Consider the following 17135-nt stretch of genomic DNA (forward strand, 5'->3'; position numbering starts at 1 on the left):
GCGTCCGACGCGCACGAGAAAGGTCCGGCACCCTGGCCCGGCATCTGATCCCCCAGGCCACCGCAGTACAGGCGCATAAGGAGTTCACACGCCTGGCTGAGTCCACTACCCTGAACCGCCAGGTGCATCAAGTTGAACGAACTCGCGATCGCGTCCCAGGAAGGCCCCGTGAACTCCCCTCGCTCCGCGTCCTCCGCCCCAGCCCCCGCCACGGCTGGGGGGAACCCCGCTCCCGCGGCGGCCGGCGGGCATCGCCCGCGAGGTTCCCTGGGGCCCGTGGGGCTGGTCCTCGCGGGCGGCGTCTCCGTGCAGTTCGGCGGGGCGCTCGCGGTGACGCTGATGACGCGGATCGGCCCCCTCGGCGTGGTGAGCCTGCGGCTCGTCGTGGCGGCCGCCGTCCTGCTCCTGGTCTGCCGGCCCCGGCTGCGCGGGCACACCCGCGCCGACTGGGGCACGGTCGTCGTCTTCGGCGCCACCATGGCCGCGATGAACGGGTTCTTCTACGAGGCGGTGGACCGCATTCCCCTGGGCCCGGCGGTCACGCTGGAGGTCCTCGGCCCGCTGGCCCTGTCCGTGCTGGCCTCCCGCCGCGCGGTGAACCTGCTCTGGGCCGCCCTCGCCCTGACCGGCGTCTTCCTCCTCGGCGGCGGTGACTTCGGCCGCCTGGACCCGGCGGGCGTCGCCTTCGCGCTGTCCGCGGGCACGATGTGGGCGGCGTACATCGTCTTCAGCGCCCGCACGGGGCGGCGCTTCCCCCAGGCCGACGGACTCGCGCTCGCGATGGCGGTGGCCGCCGCGCTGTTCGTGCCCCTGGGGATCGCCGAGTCGGGCACCGGCCTGCTCGTCCCGACGACGGTCGGTCTCGGCGCCGCCGTGGCGATGCTCTCCTCGGTCCTCCCCTACACCCTGGAACTCCTCGCCCTGCGCCGCCTGCCCGCCTCCACGTTCGCGATCCTGATGAGCCTGGAACCGGCGCTCGCGGCGACCGCGGGCTTCCTGATCCTCGGCCAGTCCCTGACCTCCGCCCAGGCGTTGGCGATCACTCTGGTCGTCGCCGCCAGCATGGGGGCGGTGCGGACGCAGGTGGGACGGGGCCCAAAGGCGGGAAAGCCCTGAGGCGTAGCCGGGGGAGGGTGAAGGCGGCGAGCGGCGCCTTCACCGCACGGAAGTCTGCCCGGGAGGCCGCATCGCGGCGGGCTCGGCCCGGACCTCGTAGTCCCCCGAGGGCGGCCGCGCAAGACGGCGCCCGCATGATGGCCTGATCGCGTCGGCAAGACATCTTCTTCCCGCGGCGCGTCGAGCGTCCCTCCGCGCCGCGTCAGGGAGGGAAGACATGCGTGTATCTCTGCTTCGGCGCCTGGCCGCGCGGGCCACGACGCTGGGGCTCACCTCGCTCGGGCTGCTCGGCGCGGGCACGGCACCCGCACAGGCCGCGGTCGGTGACTGCCCGGCAGGCCATTTCTGTGCCTGGAAGAGCGACAACGGCACGGGCAGCATGGTCAAGACGGACACCAGCAAGGCGACGCTGGGGGACTGGGAGAACACGTTCCGAACGGTGGTGAACCGCACGTCCAAGATCGCCTGCCTGTACGGCGACCCGGACTACGGCCAGTCCAGCGGCACCGCGGTGTGGTACTCCGACCCCGCGGGTACCGAGTGGGGTCACTCGGACGGCTCGGTCAGCTCGGTGCGGCTCGTCCCCACCGAGCGGGAGTGCACTCTCCCGGCCTACCCGCGGTGGTACGCGCCGACCGCTCCCCAGGCGGCGGGCTCCGGTGATCTGACCGCCGACCGCCGCGCCGACGTCCTCGTCCGGGACATGGCGGGGCGTCTGTGGTTCCTGCCCGGCCGCGGCACCAGCGGGCTGGCCCCGGGCGTGGGTGGTGGACAGCAACTGGTGGGGCCTGAACGGCGCCTTCTGATTCCGGGAAGGGGCCTCCGCTGCCGAGCGGAGGCCCCCTCGCCGACACTGCCGCCGGTTAGCCTTCGAGGATGGTGGAGAAGCGTGGACAACTTTCCTTCGAGGCGGGTGACGAGGCTGAGAACACCTCCGTCCCAGGGCTGCGGTACATCCCCGACTGGCTCAGCCCCGACGCGGGACGGGTGACGCTCTCCCGGATCGATGCCGCGGAGTGGTCGGCCGAACTCAGACGGCGGGTGCAGCACTACGGCCACCGGTACGACTACGGGCGGCGCGGCCTGGCGGCGGACGCGCAGGCGGGCGCCACGGCCCCGCCCCTGCCCTCGTGGGCGCGTGACCTGGCCGCGCGCCTGGCCGGGGAGGGCCTCATGGACCGGGCGGCGGACCAGGTCATCGTCAACGAATACCGGCCGGGGCAGGGCATCAGCGCCCACGTCGACCGTGTGCCCTGCTTCGGTCCGGTCGTCGCCGCGGTCTCCCTCGGCTCCGGGTGCGTCATGGACTTCACCCACCCCGGGGACGGAACGAAGGCCGAGGTGTATCTCGCCCCCGGCAGCCTGTGTGTGATGTCCGGCCCGGCCCGCTACGAGTGGCGCCACGGCATCGCCGCCCGCAAGAGCGACCCGGGTTCCCCGGCTCGGGTGCCACGCGGCCGGCGGGTGTCGGTCACGTTCCGCACGGTCCTCCGGCCCGTCTGACGACGACCGCCCAGCCCGTGTGCGCGCCCGCGGTCACCGACGCGACATGTACAGATCCAACGCCTTGTGCAGCAGGCGGTTGAGCGGGTAGTCCCACTCGCCCAGGTACTCCGCCGCGTGACCGCCCGTGCCCGCCTTGAAGCGGAGCAGGCCGAGGAGGTGGTTGGTGTCCTCCAGGGTGTCGGTGATGCCGCGCAGGTCGTAGACGGCGGCACCCATGGCGTGGGCGTCGGTGAGCATGCGCCACTGGATCGCGGTGCTGGGCTGGACCTCGCGGCCGCGGGCGGTGGAGGCGCCGTAGGAGTACCAGACGTGCGTGCCGACCGTCAGCATCGTCGCGGCGGCCAGTACCTCGCCGTCGTGGTGTGCGAGATACAGCCGCATGCGGTCCGGGTCCTCCGCCGTCAGCGCGGTCCACATCCGCTGGAAGTACGGCAGCGGACGCGGGATGAAGCGGTCGCGCTCGGCGGTCTCCGTGTAGAGGGCGTAGAAGGCCGGCAGGTCGTCGTAGCCGCCCCGGACCACCTTCACGCCCGCCTTCTCGGCCTTCTTCACATTGCGGCGCCACTGCTGGTTGAGGCCGCCGCGGATGTCGTCCAGGGTCCGTCCCGCGAGCGGCACCTGGAAGACGTACCGCGGCTGGCCGGCCGCGAAGCCGTCCTCGCCGCCGGGCTGCGTCTGCCGCCAGCCCATGCGGCGCAGCCGCTCCGCGATGTCGGCCGCGCCCGGCTCGTACTCGGTCGGCGGCACGTCCCGCAGCCGCCGCGCGCCCGGGTCCGCGATCGCCGCCTTGACGGCGTCCGCGCTCCAGCGGCGTACGACCACGGGCGGGCCCATCTTCACCGAGAAGGCGCCGCGGCCCTTGAGGTGGGCGAGCAGCGGCTCCAGCCAGCGGCCGAGGTCGGGCGCGTGCCAGTCGATCACCGGGCCCTCGGGCAGGTACGCCAGATACCGCCGCAGCTTCGGCAGTGGGCGCAGCAGCACCAGGCCCGCCCCGGCCGGCCGCTGCGCGCCCTCCTCGAACCAGCCCAGGCTCTCCGCCCGCCAGTCCGGCTTCACCTCGCCCCACGACGGCGCCTGCATCGGGCTCGCCGACGGACGCGAGGCGATGAACGCGAGGTGTTCCTCACGGGAGATCGGGCGGATGCGCAGGGTCATACGAGGGCTCCTGAGGAACGGGGGGGCTGACATCGGGTACGGACGCCGGAGGGACCGGACCGGCTCCCGGTGCCGGGGCAGCGGCGCGTCACCGGTGGACGGCGTACGCCCTCGCCGGCGGGCGGGAGCCCGCCCCGTCCCGCTCCTCCATCCTTCCGGGTACTTCCCGCGCCGCCACACCGTGCGCGGGAGTTCACCGCGTTGGCCGTCACTCCTTCGTCGCCGGCCGCCCCTCTGCCGGTCCGTGCGGCGCCAGCCCTTCGGCCAGCGCCTCCGCCAGGTGCCGCGCCCTGACACCCGCCAGCTGCTCCAGCTGGGTGCGGCAGGAGTAGCCGTCCGCGAGGACCACCGCGTGGGGCGGGGCCGACCGCACGGCCGGCAGCAGCTGGTCCTCCGCGCAGGCCGTCGACACCTCGATGTGGCCCTTCTCGAAACCGAAGCCGCCCGCAAGTCCGCAGCAGCCGCCGCTCAGTTCGCCCGTCAGGCCGGCCGCGGCGCGCAGCCGGCGGTCCGCCGCGTCGCCCAGGACCGCGTGCTGATGGCAGTGGGTCTGCCCGGCCGCGGGACGGTCCAGCCGCGGCGGCGTCCACTTCGGGGCACAGCGCTCCAGGGCCTCGGCGAACGTCACCACCGCCGCCGCCAGCCGGGCCGCACGCGGGTCGTCGTGCAGCAGCTCCGGCAGGTCCGTGCGGAGCGTGGCCGCACAGCTCGGTTCGAGGACGACCACCGGGCAGCCGTCCGTCAGCAGCGGTTCCATCAGGCCGAGGGTGCGGCGCAGGACGGCGCGGGCGCGGTCCAACTGGCCCGTGGAGACGTAGGTCAGTCCGCAGCAGACCGGGCCGTGGCGGGCCACCCGCCGTACCCCGCCCGCCACCGGCCCGGCACGGCCCGCCGGCGGCAGGACGACCTCGACTCCCGCGGCCTCGAGCACCCGTACGGCGGCCCGGCCGACCGACGGCGACAGGTGCTCCGTGAAGGTGTCCGGCCACAGGACGACCCGCGGCCCGGCAGGGGGCGTCCCGCCCGCCCGGGGCGCCGCGCCCCCGCGCGCCCGCCCGGCGGACTCCCGGCGCCACCACCGGCTGAAGGTCTCCCGCGCCAGGCGCGGAAGCCGCCGCTCGGGCGCGATCCCGCCCAGCCGTTTGCCGAGCGCCGCCAACGGGCGTACGGACGCGAGGGCGTTGACCACCACGGCAGTACGGGTGCGGGCCACCGCGCGCAGCCACACCGACAGCCGGCCCATCGTGTAGTGCGCGGCCGGTCTGGGCCGCCCCGCGTAGTGGTGGTGCAGGAACTCCGCCTTGTACGTGGCCATGTCGACGCCGACCGGGCAGTCCGTGCGGCAGCCCTTGCAGGACAGGCACAGGTCCAGCGCGTCCCTGACCTCCGCCGACCGCCAGCCGTCGGTGACCACCTCGCCGGCCAGCATCTCGTGCAGCAGCCGGGCCCGTCCGCGCGTGGAGTGCTCCTCCTGCCCGGTCGCCCGGAACGACGGGCACATCACTCCCGCGCCCGGGGCCGTCGTCGTACGGCACTTGGCGACGCCCACGCAGCGCCGGACCGCCGCGGAGAAGTCGCCGCCGTCCGCGGGGTAGCCGAAGGCGACCGGCACCGGCCGCCGGGGCAGCGGCGCGAACCTGAGGTTGTCGTCCAGCCGGGCCGGGCGGACCAGCATGCCCGGGTTGAGCAGGCCGTCGGGGTCCCAGACGTCCTTGGCCCGCTCGAAGAGGGCCACCAGCTCCGGTCCGTACATCCTCGGCAGCAGCTCCGCCCGCGCCTGGCCGTCGCCGTGCTCCCCGGACAGCGAGCCGCCGTGGGCGACGACCAGGTCCGCGATGTCCTCGGAGAAGCGGCGGAAGCGGGCGATGCCCGCCCCGGTCAGCAGGTCGAAGTCGATGCGGACGTGGATGCAGCCGTCCCCGAAGTGGCCGTACGGCGCTCCGCGCAGACCGTGGTCGGCCAGCAGGCGCCGGAAGTCCGCGAGGTACGCCCCCAGCCGGGCCGGCGGCACCGCGCAGTCCTCCCAGCCCGGCCATGCCTCGGTGCTTCCCTCAGACTTCGTCTGGGAGGTGCCCCCAGGCATCCGGGTCGCCGTGCCGCTCGCGTCCTCGCGCAGCCGCCACAGCGCGCGCTGCCCGGCCGGATCGGTGACCACCACGGCGTCCGTCACATCCGCGGACCGGACGATCGCCTCCGCACGCGCGCGTGCCTCCGCCCCGCTCGCGCCACCCGCCTCGACGAACAGCCAGGCGCCGCCGCGCGGCAGTCCCGCCGACGGCGGCACCAGGTCGGCGGCCATGCCCTCCACGGTCAGCGGGCTCTGCGGCAGCAGTCCGGCCGCCGCCTGGGCCGCCGCGCTCTCGTCCGCGTACGCCAGCACGGCGAGCGCACGCGCGCGGGGTGCCTCGACGAGCCGCACGACCGCCTCCGTCAGGACGCCCAGGGTCCCCTCGGAGCCGCAGAGGGAGCGGGCGACGTCCGCACCGCGCTCCGGGAGCAGGGCGTCCAGCGCGATCCCGGAGATGCGGCGCGGCAGGACGGGGAAGCCCGTGCGCAGGAGCGCCAGTTCTCCCTCCACCAGGGCCCGCAGGCCCTCGGGCGCACCCCGCCAGTCAGCGCCCGGGGTCAGGGCCTCGCCCCGCGCGGTGAGCACCGACAGCCCGCGCACGTTGTCCGCGGTGGTGCCCCAGGCCACCGAGTGGGAGCCGCAGGCGTTGTTGCCGATCATTCCGCCCAGGGTGCAGCGGGCGTGCGTGGAGGGGTCCGGGCCGAAGCGCAGGCCGTGCGGTGCGGCGGCCTCCTGGAGGCGGTCGAGGACCAGGCCCGGCTGGACCACCGCCGTGCGCGCCTCGGGGTCCAGGGACACGATCCTGTTCATGTGCCGGGTGAAGTCGAGCACGACTCCCGTGCCGGTCGCCTGCCCCGCGGTCGAGGTGCCGCCGCCGCGGGCGACGACCGGCACTCCGTGCGCACGGCACACGCTCAGGGCGGCCGCCACGTCCTCGGCGTCCCGGGGGGCCACGACGCCGAGCGGCACCCGCCGGTAGTTGGACGCGTCCATGGTGTGCAGCGCCCGCGCCGTCGTACCGAAGTCGACCGCGCCGCGCACCGCCGCGCGCAGTTCGGCACCGAGTGTGACGGTGTCCACATCCGTCGCCCCGCGCCGCTCCCCGAGATCCGTCATGCATCCCAGGATGCATCCGGCCACTGACAGTGACCACCTCTGGGTGCGGGTGCCCCGGTCGTGGCCGCCTCGCCGACCGGTCGGCACCGACAGTGACCGGATTCGGTCGCTCAGAGTCCGGATCCGGCCCTCCGTGCGGGTGCCCGCGCCGGCTGGGTGCGCACCGCGTCGCCCTCCCGGTTCCCCGTCAGATGGCACCAGCGGGACCGGAATCTGCACATTATGATCAGGAAGTCTCCTATAGTGACGCCCAATTGAGCACACGGGTCGCTGCTCCCCCTCCGGCCCCGCGCGCCGCACTCGCCCTGGACATGACCTAGGCCGACCGAGGACACCATTCATGACCGCCCCCACACCGTCAGGCGAACGGCCCGCTCTCCGCGCCGTCGCACCCGCCTCGCTGGCCACCGCCTCGGTGGCGGGCCTCGCCGTCACCGCCGCGGTCCTGGCGGCCCCGGAGACGGTCCGCGTCCCCCTCGCCTGGGGCGGGGCCGCGGCGACGCTGCTGCTGTGCGTGGCGGTCGCCCTCGCCGTCCACGGCGCCCGCTCGGCGCGGGTCGCGCGCCGCCGCCTGGACGCCGTGACGCAGGACGCGGGCCGGCTGCTCCAGGAACGGGCCCGGCTCGCCGAGGAGTTCAGCCAGGAGCGGGGGCGGCTGACGGACGGCTTCATCGAGGAACGGGTCCGGCTGAGCGAGGAGTTCGAGAGGGAACGCACCCGGCTCGCCCAGGAGTTCGCCCAGGAGCGCGAGCGCCTCACCGACGGGTTCGCCCAGGAGCGTGCCGCTCTCACCGGGGAGTTCACCGAGGAGCGCGACCGGCTCGTCGCCGACCTCGCCCGGCTCACCGCGGAGAAGGCCCGTCTCACCCAGCGCCTGCGGCAGGCCGCCAACACCCGCGACGCGGCCATATCCGTCACCGCCAACGTCGCCGGCCGCATGCAGGCCCTGGCCACCGGCACCCTCGCCGACCTGCGCGCGATGGAGGAGCGGCACACGGACGAGGACGTCCTCGCCGACCTCCTCCACCTCGACCACCGCACCGCGCAGGCGGGTCGCCTCGCCGACTCCGTCGCCGTCCTCACGGGCGCCCGCTCCGGCCGCCGCTGGGCCCGCCCCATCGTCATGGAGTCGATCCTGCGCGGCGCGATGGGCCGGATCAGCGGCTACCAGCGCGTCCGCCTCCACTCCTCCAGCGATGCCGCCGTCACCGGACACGCCGCCGAGGGCGTGATGCACGCGCTCGCCGAACTCCTCGACAACGCGGCCACCTTCTCGCCGCCGACCGCCGAGGTCCACGTCTACGTGGAGGAGGTCCCGGCCGGCGTCATCGTGTCCGTGGAGGACGCGGGCCTGGTCATGAGCGATGTGCAGCTGCGCCGCGCCGAACGTGCGGTCTCCGGCGACATCACCGAACTGGGCGGGCTCACCGGCACCCGGCTCGGCCTCGCGGTCGTCGGGCGCCTCGCCCGCAAGTACGGCCTGAAGGTGTCCTTCCGGCCGTCGGCGCGCGGCGGCACGGGCGTCCTGATGCTGATCCCGCAGGAGATCCTGTCGCAGCCGACACAGCCGACACAGCCGACGCCGCCGACGCCTCAGTCGCAGTCGCAGTCGCAGTCGTCGCCCGCGGAGCGCGGCCACGCCCACGCCCCGGCCGCCGACGCCGCCGCCGAGCGGGGCGCCTCCGCTCCGGCCTCCGCCAAGCCGGCCGCCGCCGGGCACCGGCCCTCGTACGCCACCGCCCGCGCCCCCCAGGACCTCGATCCCGACCCGGTCCCCACGCACGAGTCCCCGGCATCGGCCGGCACGTACCCCGGCGTCCGTCCCGGCCCGCGTACGAGCACGGAGACGAGCACGGACAAGGGCGACGGCCCGGGCGCAGGCGCCGGCACGAGCAGCGGCGGACTGCCCCAGAGGCGCCGCGGCCAGGCGCTCGCCGCGGCCGAACGCGGCCGGGCCCAGACCACCCCCCGCTCCCAGCGGGAGCCGCTCACCGCCGAGGACGCCAAGACCCGGGCCGCCCGCTTCAGCAGCTTCCGTCAGGCGGTCCGCGGCGCGATGCCGGACCAGGCGGCGGTCCAGGGCACGACGACGGCGGACACCCCGCACGAGCCCCCCGCAGCCGGCACACCGCACGAACCCTCCGACGGTCTCGTACCGGACGCGCCGGTGCCCGGCCCCTCCCCGGACCCCACCGCCGCACCCGAACCGGCCGCCACCCCCTCCCACCCGGAAGGCAAGACCACTTCATGACCGGCACCACGACCGCCGACGAGAAGCTCACCTGGCTCATCGAGGGACTCCTGGAGCGCACCCCGGGTGCCCGGCACGCGCTCGTGCTGTCCCGGGACGGGCTGAAGCTGTGCCGCACTCCGGAGCTCTCGGTCGACCAGGCCGACCAGCTGGCCGCGATCGCCGCCGGCATCCAGTCGCTGTCCCACGGCGCGTCCGTGGAGTTCGGCGACGGCAGCGGGGGCGTGCGCTCGGCGATGACCGAGTTCTACGGCGGCGTCCTGTTCATCGTGGAGGCGGGCGAGGGCGCCCACCTCGCCCTGGTCACCACGGAGGACGCGGACGCCGGGCTCGTCGGGCACAACATGAGCGAACTCGTGGAGCAGCTCGGCGAGCACCTGAGCGCGCAGCCCCGGACCTCATGAGCCGCCCCGGCAGGGACGACGCGCCCGACCGGCTGTACACCCTCACGGGAGGGCGCAGCCGGTCCGACGCTGCCGACCGGTTCGACCTGGTGACGCTCGTGGTCGCCGAGTGCGACCCGGTACCGGGCATGCAGTCCGAGCACGCCGCGATCCTGCGGCTGTGCGAACGGCCGACCGCCGTCGTGGAGATCGCCGCCGAGCTGCGGCTGCCGGTGAGCATCACGAGGATCCTGCTCTGCGACCTCCTCGCGACCGGCCGTGTCAGCGCCCGCCATCCGCGCACCGCCGCACTTCCCGATCCCGACATCCTGGAGCAGGTGCTCGTTGGACTCCGCAACCTCTGACACCCGCACTCCGCTGGGTGCCCAGGCCGACAACGGCCTGAAGATCGTGGTCGTCGGCGGCTTCGGCGTCGGCAAGACGACCCTGGTCCGCTCGGTGAGCGAGATCCGCCCGCTCAGCACCGAGGAGACGATGACGCAGGCCGGCGAGACGGTCGACGACGTCAGCGAGGTGCGGGGCAAGTCCGCGACGACCGTCGCCTTCGACTTCGGCCGCATCACGCTGGACGCCCGCAACGTGCTGTACCTGTTCGGCGCGCCCGGGCAGGAGCGGTTCTGGTTCCTGTGGGACCGGCTGTTCTCCGGCGCGCTCGGCGCGGTCGTCCTCCTCGATACCCGGCGCATCGACGACTCCTGGTACGCCATCGACCGCCTGGAACGCCACGGGATGCCGTTCATCGTCGCCTGCAACGACTTCGGCGGCCCCCGGCACACACCCGAAGAGGTCCGCGCGGCGCTCGCCCTCGACCCGCACGTCCCGCTGATCGCATGCGACGCGCGCTCGCGGGAGTCCGCGAAGCAGGTCCTGATCACTCTGGTCGAACACGTCCAGCGGCTCCGCGCCGGCCAAGCCCCCACATCCGAACAGGAGCTGGTGTGACCACCGCCCCCGTGCCCCTGAGCGGGCCCCGGTTCCAGACCGAACCCACCGCCCTGTACCGGGAGATGCGGCTCGAACACGGTGCCGTGACACCGGTCGTGCTCGACGGCGGCATACCGGCGTGGCTCGTCCTCGGCTACCGCGAGCTGCACCAGGTGACCGGCGACCCGGTGCTGTTCAGCCGCGACTCCGACCTGTGGAACCAGTGGGACAACATCCCCGACGACTGGCCGCTGCTGCCGATGATCGGCCGCAAGCAGCCGTCGATCCTCTACACGGTCGGCGAGCGCCACCGCGAGCGCGCCGCGATGATCAGCGACGCGCTGGAGTCCGTCGACCCGTTCGAAATGCGCCGCCACGCCGAGCGGTTCGCGGACGAGCTGATCGACGCGGTGTGCGCCAAGGGCGAGGCCGATCTCGTCGCGGACTACGCGATGCTGCTGCCCGTCCGGGTGCTCGCCTTCCTCTACGGGTTCGCGGAGGAGCAGGGGCCGGCTCTGGTCACCGCCCTCAACGACATGATCGACGGCCGGGAGCGGGCGCTCGCGGGCCAGATGCACCTGGCCACCTCCATGGCCGAACTGCTGGCCGCCCGGAAGGAGCAGCCGGCGGACGACGTCGTCTCGCGGATGCTCGCCGACACGAGCGGCTTCACCGACGAGGAGATCACCCAGGACCTGATGGTGATGCTGGCGGCGGGCCACCAGCCGACCGCCGACTGGATCGGCAACACGCTGCGGCTGATGCTGACCGACGGCCGCTTCGCGGCGTCCCTGTTCGGCGGGCGCAACTGCATCGCCGAGGCCATGAACGAGGTCCTGTGGGAGGACACGCCCACGCAGAACGTGGCGGGCCGCTGGGCGTCCCGCGACACCCGCCTCGGCGGCCGCCACATCCGCGCGGGCGACCTGGTGCTGCTCGGCCTCCAGGGCGCCAACAGCGACCCCCAGGTCCGCACCGACGGCTCCGCGCTGACCGGCGGCAACAACGCGCACTTCTCCTTCGGCCACGGCGAGCACCGCTGCCCGTTCCCGGCGCAGGAGGTGGCCGAGGTCATCGCACGGACCGGCATCGAGGTGGTCCTGGACCGCCTGCCCGACATCGATCTCGCCGTGCCCGCCGAGACGTTGACGCGCCGCCCGTCGCCGTGGCTGCGCGGCCTCACGGCACTGCCGGTGATGTTTACCCCCACCCCTACCCTTGGAAGCCCTTCCGCATGACGTCTAGCGACAGACCTCCCATAGCCCTGGACCCCTTCGTCTCCGACCTCGACGCCGAGAGCGCCCGGTTGAGGGAGGCCGGCCCGCTCGCCGCCGTGGTCCTGCCCGGCGGCGTTCCCGTGTGGGCGGTCACGCACCACACCGAGGCCAAGCAGCTCCTGACGGACCCCCGGCTGGTCAAGGACATCAATGTCTGGGGCGCCTGGCAGCGCGGCGAGATCGCGCCCGACTGGCCGCTGATCGGCCTCGCCAACCCCGGCCGGTCCATGCTCACCGTGGACGGGGCCGACCACCGGCGGCTGCGCACCCTCGTCGCCCAGGCGCTGACGCCGCGTCGGGTGGAGGAGATGCGGGAGCGGATCACGAAGCTGACGGAGAGCCTGCTGGACCGGCTGCCCGCGGACGGCGGCGTGGTCGACCTCAAGGCGGAGTTCGCCTATCCGCTGCCCATGTACGTCATCGCGGACCTGATGGGCATGGACGAGTCCCGTCTGCCGCGGCTGAAGGAGCTGTTCGAGAAGTTCTTCTCGACGCAGACCCCGCCTCAGGAGGTCGTCGCCACGCTCACCGAGCTGGCGGGGATCATGGCGGACACGGTGGCCGCGAAGCGCGCCGAACCGGGCGACGACCTCACCTCCGCGCTGATCCAGGCGTCCGAGGACGGCGACCACCTCACCGACGAGGAGATCGTCTCCACGCTGCAGCTGATGGTGGCGGCGGGCCACGAGACGACCATCTCGCTGATCGTCAACGCGGTGGTCAACCTGTCGCTGCACCCCGAGCAGCGCGCCCTCGTCCTGTCCGGCGAGGCGGACTGGTCCGCCGTGGTCGAGGAGACCCTGCGCCACTCGACCCCGACCTCCCACGTCCTGATCCGGTTCGCGACGGAGGACGTCCCGGTCGGCGACCGGGTGATCCCGGCGGGCGACGCGCTGATCGTGTCGTACGGCGCGATCGGCCGTGACGAGCGGGCGCACGGCCCGACGGCGGGCGCCTTCGACATCACCCGCGACACGAAGAACCGGCACATCTCCTTCGGGCACGGCCCGCACGTGTGCCCCGGAGCGGCCCTGTCCCGGCTGGAGGCGGGCGTCGCCCTCCCGGCCCTGTACGCGCGCTTCCCCGCCCTCGACCTGGCGGTACCGGCGAGCGAACTGCGCAACAAGCCGGTGGTGACCCAGAACGACCTCTTCGAGCTGCCGGTGCGGCTCGGGGGCTGATGCGCTCCGCCGCCGGGCGGGTGGGCCGGCCCGGCCCACCCGCCCGGCGTAGGGGAGGCTGCGGCCGTTCGGATGGACCGGGGCCGTGGCCGTGGCCGGGGCCGGGGCCGCCGGATCCCGGGGGACGTCGTCCCCCGCCGGGTGTCCGGCTCAGCCACGGTGCGACACCCCGTCTCATCCGACGGACCCCGTTTCGCCCAGGTTTCCTCCACCGGCTACGCTCCCCCCGTGGCTGATATCCAGATCCCTGCTGACATCAAGCCCGCGGATGGTCGTTTCGGCGCGGGTCCCTCCAAGGTGCGGGTCGAGGCGCTGGACGCCCTCGCCGCCACGGGTAGTTCCCTGCTCGGTACGTCCCACCGCCAGGCCCCGGTCAAGAACCTGGTCGGCAAGGTGCGCGAGGGTGTCCGCGAGCTCTTCCAGCTCCCCGACGGCTACGAGGTCATCCTCGGCAACGGCGGCTCCACCGCGTTCTGGGACATCGCGACCCACGGCCTGATCGAGAACAAGTCGCAGCACCTCAGCTTCGGCGAGTTCTCGTCGAAGTTCGCGAAGGCCGCGAAGCTCGCCCCGTGGCTGGCCGAGCCCACCGTCATCGCCGCCGACCCCGGCACGCACCCCGAGCCGGAGGCCGAGGAGGGCGTCGACGTGTACGCCTTCACGCACAACGAGACCTCGACCGGTGTCGCGATGCCGATCAAGCGGGTCGCGGGCGCCGACCAGGGCTCCCTGGTCCTCGTGGACGCCACCTCCGGCGCCGGCGGCCTCCCGGTGGACATCGCCGAGACGGACGTGTACTACTTCGCCCCGCAGAAGTCCTTCGCCTCCGACGGCGGCCTGTGGCTCGGTGTCTTCTCCCCGGCCGCGATCGAGCGCGCCGAGCGCGTCCACGCGTCGGGCCGCCACGTCCCGGAGTTCTTCAGCCTTCCCACGGCGATCGACAACTCCCGCAAGAACCAGACGTACAACACCCCGGCCCTCGCCACCCTGTTCCTGCTCAACGAGCAGCTGGAGTGGCTCAACGGCCAGGGCGGCCTCGACTGGTCGGTCCGCCGCACGGCCACGTCCTCGCGGACGCTCTACGGCTGGGCCGAGGACGTCAAGTTCGCGACCCCGTTCGTCGCCGACCCGGCCAAGCGCTCGCAGGTCATCGGCACGATCGACTTCTCCGACGAGGTCGACGCGGCCGCCGTCGCCAAGGTCCTGCGCGCCAACGGCATCGTCGACACCGAGCCGTACCGCAAGCTCGGCCGCAACCAGCTGCGCATCGCGATGTTCCCGGCGATCGAGCCGTCGGACATCGAGGCGCTGACGAAGTGCATCGACTACGTGATCGAGAAGCTCTAGCGTCCGGCGGTCTCCCGTACGTCGAGGGGCGCCCGGCGCAGGCCGGACGCCCCTCACCCATGCGGCCCCACGGCTCAGGCGGCCGTACAGCTCACACTGGGCACGCCCCCGCCCCCGGGTGCTCCCCCGAACCCGAAGCCCACCGATCCTCCCGCCGGCACGCTCCCGTTGTGCGCCGCGTTGACCGCGGTGACCGTCGGGCCGGTCTGTGTGTAGGTCGCGTTCCACATGGACGTGACCTGCTGCGCGCCGCTCCACGTCCAGGTCACCTTCCAGGAGGCGAGTGCCGTCGTGCCGGTGTTGGTCACCGTGACGTCGGCGTTGAAGCCGCTGCCCCAGTCGCTGCTGACCGTGTAGGCGGCGGCGCAGGACGCCGTGCTCCCGCCGCCACCGCCGCCACCGCCGCCGCCACCGCCACCCGTGCCGGGAAAGCCGGGCGCCTTGATGCTCGCCAGATAGCCGTCCTTCACGGTGTCCACGGTCGTCCAGTCGTCCTTCAGGATCCCGCCGGTGTCACCGGAGTTCGGGTTCCACGACCAGAACGTCCAGTGGAAGCCGTCGGCTCCGTACGTGGCCGTGGGGCGCAGGTACGACACCAGGGCGGCGAGCCACTTCTGGTCCACCGTCGACTGCAGCGTCGTACCGAACTCGCCCACCCACACGGGCGCGATGTTCTGCTTGAAGAGGTAGCCCCAGTATCTGTCCCAGACGCCCGGCATGTTGTCGGGGAACGCCGGATCGCTGAACCAGCTCTGCTGGGCCACGCTCGTCGCGTAGTCGTGGGCCGAGTACACGACCCGGTCGGGCACGTCGAGCCGGACCGGGTACCGCCCGGCGCCCATCAGGTTGCCGCCCCACCAGCCGGAGACGCCGTCGAACGTCTGCACGCCCTCCACGAAGACCAGCAGGCCGGGGTTGGCCGCGAGCACCGCGTTGCCCGCCCGCTGCGCGGCCAGCCGCCAGTCGGTGGCCGGGTCGCCGCAGCCCCAGCAGGCGGGGTCGTGCGGCTCGTTGTGCAGGTCGATGCCGATGACCGTGGGGTTCCCGGCGTAGCGGGACGCAAGCGTCCTGAGATCGCTGATCCACGTCGACTCGGGGACCGCGCTCGTGTACCAGAGCGCCGACTGTCCTCCCGAGTCCGGGCGGTGCCGGTCCAGGATCACCTTCAGGCCGTCCCGGCCGGCGTGGTCGACGATCCTGTCCATGACCTGCAGGGAGGTGAGCCCTTGCAGGTCGGCGTTCTTCCCGCCGGAGAAGTCGATGCTGTCGGGCATCGTGCCGCTTCGGAGGATGTCGTCGCTGTACGGCAGCCGGATGGTGTTGTAGCCCAGCGACTTCATCTGGTCGATCATGCTCTGGTAGTCGCGTGACCAGAGGCCGTGGACGACGTGGTTGCCGGTCTCGAAGCCGAACCAGTTGACGCCGGCGATACGGACGGGCTGCCCCGCCGCGTCGAGGATCTGCCGGCCGCTGGTGTGCCAGTAGCCCGCTCCGGGGGCGACCGCCTCGGCTCCGGCGTGCGCCGGGTGCGCGCCCGCCAGCGGTAACAGGAGCGCGGCGGCAGCACACAGCGCTCTTCGCAAGCTGCGGAACATATGGCTGGTTCCTCTCGGGGAGGCGCGGCCCCGGAACGAATGGGAGCGCTCCCATGCGCCGCGCACTCCCAGGTAACCGGCATGCCATGACCTCGTCAAGAGTCCCGGCGCAGCAGCCGCTTGATCCCGAGGACGAGGGCCAGTCCGACGGCGAGGGCCAGGCCGCCGACCTTGTAGTCGGCGTTCAGGGTGGCATCGCCCCCGGCCGCGCCGCCGCCCTTCCCGGAGGGCGAGGCGGAACCGCCGCCTTCCGTGCGGCCCGGCACGCTCCCGGACTGCACCCGGCTGTCCCTGCCCTCGCTGCCATACATCAGCCTCGACCCGTCGGCGGTGTAGGTGACCGACTCGCCCTGGCCCTGCAGGGGCACGTCGAGCCGGGCCCGCCGCTTGATCCTCCCGCCGTTCCAGTCGTACGCGATGCCGCCGAAGTAGCCGCGTACGGCGAGCTGCCCGCCGTCGGGCGAGAAGGCGGCGTCGGTGGCCCACAGGTCGACGGCGGCGACGGGCCGGAAGACGTTCGTCCCGGTGGCCGACAGCTTCGCCGGGCCCTCGTACAGGTGCCCGCCGTCCTCCTTCTTGTCGATGATGTACACGCGCCCCGTGGTGGGATGCACCACGAGGGACTCGGCGTCCCTGGGGCCGTCGGAGTACTTGACGACGTACTGGGTGGCCCGGACCGTCCGGCTCTTGAGCACCTTCGGCTCGGGCAGCTTGTAGATCCACACGTACGGCCAGCTGCCGCCGAGGTTGTCACCGATGTCGCCCAGGTAGATCTGGTTCCCGGGGCCGATGGAGACGGCCTCGACGTCGCGGGGCCTGCCGATGCCGCTGAGGGTGAGGGTGGCGACGGTCTTGCCGGTGCGGCCGTCCACGGCGTACAGGTACGGACCGTCGTCGCTGTCGTTGTGCGTCCAGTAGATCCCCGGGTGGAGGCGCGAGGCGGCGAGTCCGCTGGACTCGGTGATCCGCGGGTCCGTGACGGTGAAGCCGCCGTCGTCGGCGGACGCGGGCGCCGGCATGGCCAGCGCACCGACGAGAAGGGCCCCGGAGAGGAACGCGAGCGATCGGCGCATGCCCCAAGACTGCCATCCGGCACGGCGGTTCACGGTGCCTGCCGCGCGTGCCGGGCCTCGGCCCGGGGCCGTGCGGGCGTGTCGATCCTCACACCGTCCCGCCCCATACGTCCCACGATGCT

General features: G+C 73.4%; 14 protein-coding genes. 10 read left to right on the forward strand and 4 right to left on the reverse strand.

From position 1 onward, the window contains the following. The first annotated feature begins 168 nt into the window (after positions 1-168). From ACZ79I_RS17875 to ACZ79I_RS17885, 3 genes are all read left to right on the forward strand, one after another. Complete coding sequence (locus ACZ79I_RS17875) at positions 169-1116, forward strand: EamA family transporter (protein WP_471498507.1); 948 nt, start codon at positions 169-171, stop codon at positions 1114-1116. A gap of 217 nt (positions 1117-1333) precedes the next feature. Then, on the forward strand, positions 1334-2107 hold the full coding sequence (locus tag ACZ79I_RS17880; RefSeq protein WP_471498508.1) for a peptidase inhibitor family I36 protein: 774 nt from the start codon (positions 1334-1336) through the stop codon (positions 2105-2107). Further along, positions 2104-2619, forward strand: a complete 516-nt coding sequence (locus ACZ79I_RS17885; protein ID WP_471498509.1) for an alpha-ketoglutarate-dependent dioxygenase AlkB — start codon at positions 2104-2106, stop codon at positions 2617-2619. Before ACZ79I_RS17880 ends, ACZ79I_RS17885 begins: the two co-directional genes overlap by 4 nt. A 33-nt stretch (positions 2620-2652) precedes the next feature. Here ACZ79I_RS17885 and ACZ79I_RS17890 read toward each other — a convergent pair whose 3' ends face one another. Both ACZ79I_RS17890 and ACZ79I_RS17895 read right to left on the reverse strand, forming a co-directional pair. Beyond that, on the reverse strand, positions 2653-3777 hold the full coding sequence (locus ACZ79I_RS17890) for a lipid II:glycine glycyltransferase FemX (RefSeq protein ID WP_471498510.1): 1125 nt from the start codon (positions 3775-3777) through the stop codon (positions 2653-2655). 208 nt (positions 3778-3985) lie between these two features. Further along, complete coding sequence (locus ACZ79I_RS17895) at positions 3986-6961, reverse strand: FAD-binding and (Fe-S)-binding domain-containing protein (protein ID WP_471498511.1); 2976 nt, start codon at positions 6959-6961, stop codon at positions 3986-3988. 340 nt (positions 6962-7301) lie between these two features. Between ACZ79I_RS17895 and ACZ79I_RS17900 the strand changes: the two genes are divergently transcribed. From ACZ79I_RS17900 to serC, 7 genes are all read left to right on the forward strand, one after another. Beyond that, positions 7302-9212, forward strand: a complete 1911-nt coding sequence (locus tag ACZ79I_RS17900; protein ID WP_471498512.1) for a sensor histidine kinase — start codon at positions 7302-7304, stop codon at positions 9210-9212. Beyond that, a complete protein-coding gene (locus ACZ79I_RS17905; protein WP_471498513.1) occupies positions 9209-9616 on the forward strand; it encodes a roadblock/LC7 domain-containing protein in 408 nt (135 codons plus the stop codon). The genes ACZ79I_RS17900 and ACZ79I_RS17905 overlap by 4 nt, the downstream gene beginning before the upstream one ends. Next, positions 9613-9960, forward strand: coding sequence for a DUF742 domain-containing protein (locus ACZ79I_RS17910; RefSeq protein ID WP_471498514.1), 348 nt, complete (start codon positions 9613-9615; stop codon positions 9958-9960). The genes ACZ79I_RS17905 and ACZ79I_RS17910 overlap by 4 nt, the downstream gene beginning before the upstream one ends. Continuing rightward, entirely contained in the window at positions 9941-10558 is a 618-nt protein-coding gene (locus ACZ79I_RS17915; protein ID WP_471498515.1) for a GTP-binding protein, read from the forward strand. The genes ACZ79I_RS17910 and ACZ79I_RS17915 overlap by 20 nt, the downstream gene beginning before the upstream one ends. After that, positions 10555-11778: a cytochrome P450 gene (locus ACZ79I_RS17920; protein ID WP_471498516.1), complete on the forward strand. Its 1224-nt coding sequence runs from the start codon at positions 10555-10557 to the stop codon at positions 11776-11778. The genes ACZ79I_RS17915 and ACZ79I_RS17920 overlap by 4 nt, the downstream gene beginning before the upstream one ends. Next, a complete protein-coding gene (locus tag ACZ79I_RS17925) occupies positions 11775-12998 on the forward strand; it encodes a cytochrome P450 family protein (protein WP_471498517.1) in 1224 nt (407 codons plus the stop codon). Before ACZ79I_RS17920 ends, ACZ79I_RS17925 begins: the two co-directional genes overlap by 4 nt. A gap of 228 nt (positions 12999-13226) precedes the next feature. Continuing rightward, positions 13227-14345 carry a phosphoserine transaminase gene (serC, locus tag ACZ79I_RS17930; RefSeq protein WP_471498518.1) on the forward strand — a complete coding sequence of 373 codons (1119 nt, stop codon included), beginning with the start codon at positions 13227-13229 and terminating at the stop codon, positions 14343-14345. 74 nt (positions 14346-14419) lie between these two features. Here serC and ACZ79I_RS17935 read toward each other — a convergent pair whose 3' ends face one another. Continuing rightward, complete coding sequence (locus tag ACZ79I_RS17935) at positions 14420-15940, reverse strand: cellulase family glycosylhydrolase (RefSeq protein ID WP_471498519.1); 1521 nt, start codon at positions 15938-15940, stop codon at positions 14420-14422. Between the two features lie 95 nt (positions 15941-16035). Then, positions 16036-17013, reverse strand: coding sequence for a WD40 repeat domain-containing protein (locus ACZ79I_RS17940; protein WP_471498520.1), 978 nt, complete (start codon positions 17011-17013; stop codon positions 16036-16038). Between the last annotated feature and the right edge of the window lie 122 nt (positions 17014-17135).

The organism is Streptomyces sp. PSU-S4-23 (genome assembly GCF_055632315.1).